This window comes from Rhizobacter sp. P2_H2, assembly GCF_056403375.1.
This window is the reverse complement of sequence record NZ_JBFUFP010000656.1, coordinates 1-3,104: the sequence shown is the minus strand read 5'-3', so window position 1 is coordinate 3,104 and position 3,104 is coordinate 1. Positions and strand designations below refer to the sequence as shown.

Genomic DNA, 3,104 nt, shown 5'->3' with positions numbered 1-3,104 from the left:
GCCACATGCCGGGCGGCAAGTTCACCGACCATGTGTTCGGCGCGATGAAGGAAAAAGAGATCCTGCGTCTCGAAGGCCCGTTCGGCAGCTTCTTCCTGCGCGAAGATTCCGACAAGCCGATGGTGCTGCTGGCCAGCGGCACCGGCTTCGCGCCGATCAAGGCCATCGTCGAGCACCTGCGCTTCAAGGGCAACGAGCGCCCTGCCGTCGTCTACTGGGGTTGCCGCAGCCGCGCCGACCTGTACCTGCACGACTGGATGCTGCAGGCCGCCGCCGAGCTGCCGTGGCTGGGCTACGTGCCGGTGCTGTCCGAGCCGAAGCCCGATGATGGCTGGACCGGCCGCACCGGCTTCGTCCACCAGGCGCTGATGGCCGACCTGCCCGACCTGTCCGCCCACCAGGTGTATGCCTGCGGCGCGCCGGTGATGGTGGAATCGGCCCAGCGCGACCTGGTGGCCCGCTGCGGCCTGCCCGCCGAAGAGTTCTACGCCGATTCATTCACGTCGGAAGCCGACAAGCACCCTGCCTGAGACCCCTCGATGCAACGCAGACACCTTCTTTCACTGCTCGGCGCCGCCGCGCTGCCCGCCACGACCTTCGCACAGGCCGGCAAGCCGATCCGGCTCGTCGTGCCCTACTCGCCCGGCGGCCCGCTGGACGTGATCGCCCGCGCGCTGGCCGACAAGGTCAAGGACAGCCTGGGCCTCGTGATCGTCGACAACAAGGCCGGCGCCGGCGGCAACATCGGCGCCGATGCGGTCGCGAAATCGCCGCCCGACGGGCTGACGATCGTGATGGGCGCGGTCGCGACGCATGCGATCAACCCGTGGCTCTACGCGCGCATTCCGTACGACCCGATCCGCGACTTCACGCCGATCACCGGCGTCGCGCAGGTGCCGAACGTGCTGGTGATGAACGCCGAGACGGCCACGCGGCTGGGCATCCGCAGCGTGGCCGACCTGGTCGCGTACGCGAAGAAGAACCCCGGCAAGCTGAACTACGGCTCCGGCGGCAACGGCAGCGCGGGGCACCTGGCCGGAGAGATGTTCAAGGCACAGGCCGGCGTCTTCATGGTCCACATCCCGTACTCGGGCGGCAACCCGGCGCAGCTCGCGTTGCTGTCGGGCCAGGTCGACCTCAACTTCGACAACCTGGCGACCGCGTCGACCAACATCAAGGCCGGCAAGCTGCGCGCGCTGGCCGTCACGACCACGGCGCGCTCGAGCGCGATGCCCGAGGTGCCGACCATCGCCGAAGCGGGCGGCGGGCTCGCGCGCTTCGACGTGAACACCTGGTTCGGCCTGTTCGGCCCGGCCGGCCTGCCGGCCGACGTGACGCGCAAGATGAACAAGGCGTTCACCGACGCGCTCGCATCGCCCGACATCAAGGCGCGCTTCGCGAGCCTGATGGCCGAGCCGATGCCGAGCACGCCGGAGCAGTTCGGCGCGTTCGTCAAGCGCGAACGTGCGAAGTACGAGCAGGTGGTGAAGGCCTCAGGCGCGAAAGTCGACTGAAGCCCTCGGCGCCCGGTTTACTTCTTCTTTGCAGGAGCCTGCGGCTGCGATGCCGGCGTCGTGCCGCCATCCACGCCCAGGCGGCCGCCGGTGCCCAGGCCGCCCTTGACGGTCTGCGCCTTGTAGTTGCGCAGCGACTTCACCATCTGGTTGAACGAATCGGCGAACGCGGCCACGACCACCTTGCCCTGCGGCGTGTTCGCGTAGCCGCCGCCACCGCCGACCAGCCCGCCGGTGAAGGCGGCGCCGAACATGCCGAAGTCGAAGTTCTTCGCGGTGCCTTCGGCGGCCGAGATCTGCACGCCCGAGCGGTTGTCGATCAGCAGCAGCGTCGTCGACGCTTCATTGCGGCTCACGTTGCCGGCCACGGCGCCCAGCAGGCCCAGCCCGCCGCCGCCGAGGAAGCCGCCGCCGCCGCCGGTTTTGCCCGAGAACTGGATCGCCGGACTCATCGTGTAGTCGGCCGCGACCATCTGGCCCTTGCCGAAGTTGCTGTTGGCGCGCACTTCGCCGCTTTGCTCCAGCGAGCGCTCCTTCATCATGTTGTTCATCGCACCGCCGCGCTCGACGATCACGAAGCAGTTGCTCTGCTGCACCATCAGGCGCAGCACCGGGATGGTGGAGCCGAGCTGGTGCTGGCGCAGCTGGTAGTACCAGGGCGCGGTGGTGTCTTCCTGCACGGCCAGCGTGCCCAGCGATTCGGGGCACTTCTCGAGCTGGCTGTTGTTGTTCTCGGCCGTGCCGCCACCGGCAGCGCCCGACACGGTGCCCTTGTTCTCGCCCATCGTCGGCATGGTGGAACCGCAGGCGCTGAGCAGCGCGGCGGTGGCGACGGCGACAAGGGACAGACCGGTCAGGCCGGACGGGCGCAGGGTGGCTTGCATGGAAGAACTCCTAGGGGTTGGCGCGGCCCTGGTCCCGGGCCGTTTTGTGCCGGCCAGTATAGGAACGCGCCCCCTGCAGAGGAACCACCCAAGCGGGTGGTTCTTGCCCCTTCGCGGCTCACTCCGCGGCTCACTCGCCCAGATAGGCGGCGCGCACTTTCGGGTCGTCCAGCAGCGCCTTCGCGTCGCCGTCCATCGTGACCTCGCCCGACTCCATCACGTAGCCGCGGTTGGCCAGCTGCAGCGCCCGGCTCGCGTTCTGCTCGACCAGCAGCACCGTGGTGCCGCGGCTGTGGATGTCAGCCACCACCTCGAAGATCTTGTCGACCATGATCGGCGACAGTCCCATCGATGGCTCGTCCAGCAACAGCACCTTCGGCTTGGCCATCAGCGCGCGGCCCATCGCGAGCATCTGCTGCTCGCCGCCCGACATCGTGCCGGCCAGCTGGTTGCGGCGCTCCTTCAGGCGCGGGAAGATCGCGAACACCTTCTCGATGTCGGCCTCGACCTCCTTGTCCTTGCGCACGAAGGCGCCCATCTGCAGGTTCTCGGTGATCGTCATCCGCGTGAAGGTGCCGCGGCCCTCCGGCACCATCACCAGGCCCTGCTTGACCAGGTCCCACGGCCCCTGCCCCTTGATCGGCTTGCCGAGGAATTCGATGTCGCCGGCGGCCACCGGCTGCAGGCCGGTCACGGCCTTCAGCGT

3 protein-coding genes and 1 pseudogene are annotated in these 3,104 nt (G+C 68.6%); 2 read left to right on the top strand and 2 right to left on the bottom strand.

From position 1 onward, the window contains the following. Positions 1 to 530: pseudogene (locus AC1D15_RS24185) on the top strand (CDP-6-deoxy-delta-3,4-glucoseen reductase); the annotation flags it as partial. A gap of 9 nt (positions 531 to 539) precedes the next feature. After that, positions 540 to 1,514 (top strand): Bug family tripartite tricarboxylate transporter substrate binding protein, encoded by a 975-nt coding sequence (locus tag AC1D15_RS24180; RefSeq protein ID WP_477827966.1) that lies wholly within the window; start codon positions 540 to 542, stop codon positions 1,512 to 1,514. Positions 1,515 to 1,531: 17 nt separating this feature from the next. Here the strand turns inward: AC1D15_RS24180 and AC1D15_RS24175 are convergent, their stop codons facing one another. Further along, on the bottom strand, positions 1,532 to 2,398 hold the full coding sequence (locus AC1D15_RS24175; RefSeq protein ID WP_052212325.1) for a CsgG/HfaB family protein: 867 nt from the start codon (positions 2,396 to 2,398) through the stop codon (positions 1,532 to 1,534). 130 nt (positions 2,399 to 2,528) lie between these two features. Further along, the coding region (locus AC1D15_RS24170; protein WP_477827965.1) for an ABC transporter ATP-binding protein at positions 2,529 to 3,104 on the bottom strand (576 nt) is incomplete at its 5' end.

Bases quoted from the DNA above. Each gene is read 5' to 3' on its own strand.
- AC1D15_RS24175 (WP_052212325.1), bottom strand. From the start codon at position 2,398: ATGCAAGCCACCCTGCGCCCGTCCGGCCTGACCGGTCTGTCCCTTGTC.
- AC1D15_RS24180 (WP_477827966.1), top strand. From the start codon at position 540: ATGCAACGCAGACACCTTCTTTCACTGCTCGGCGCCGCCGCGCTGCCC.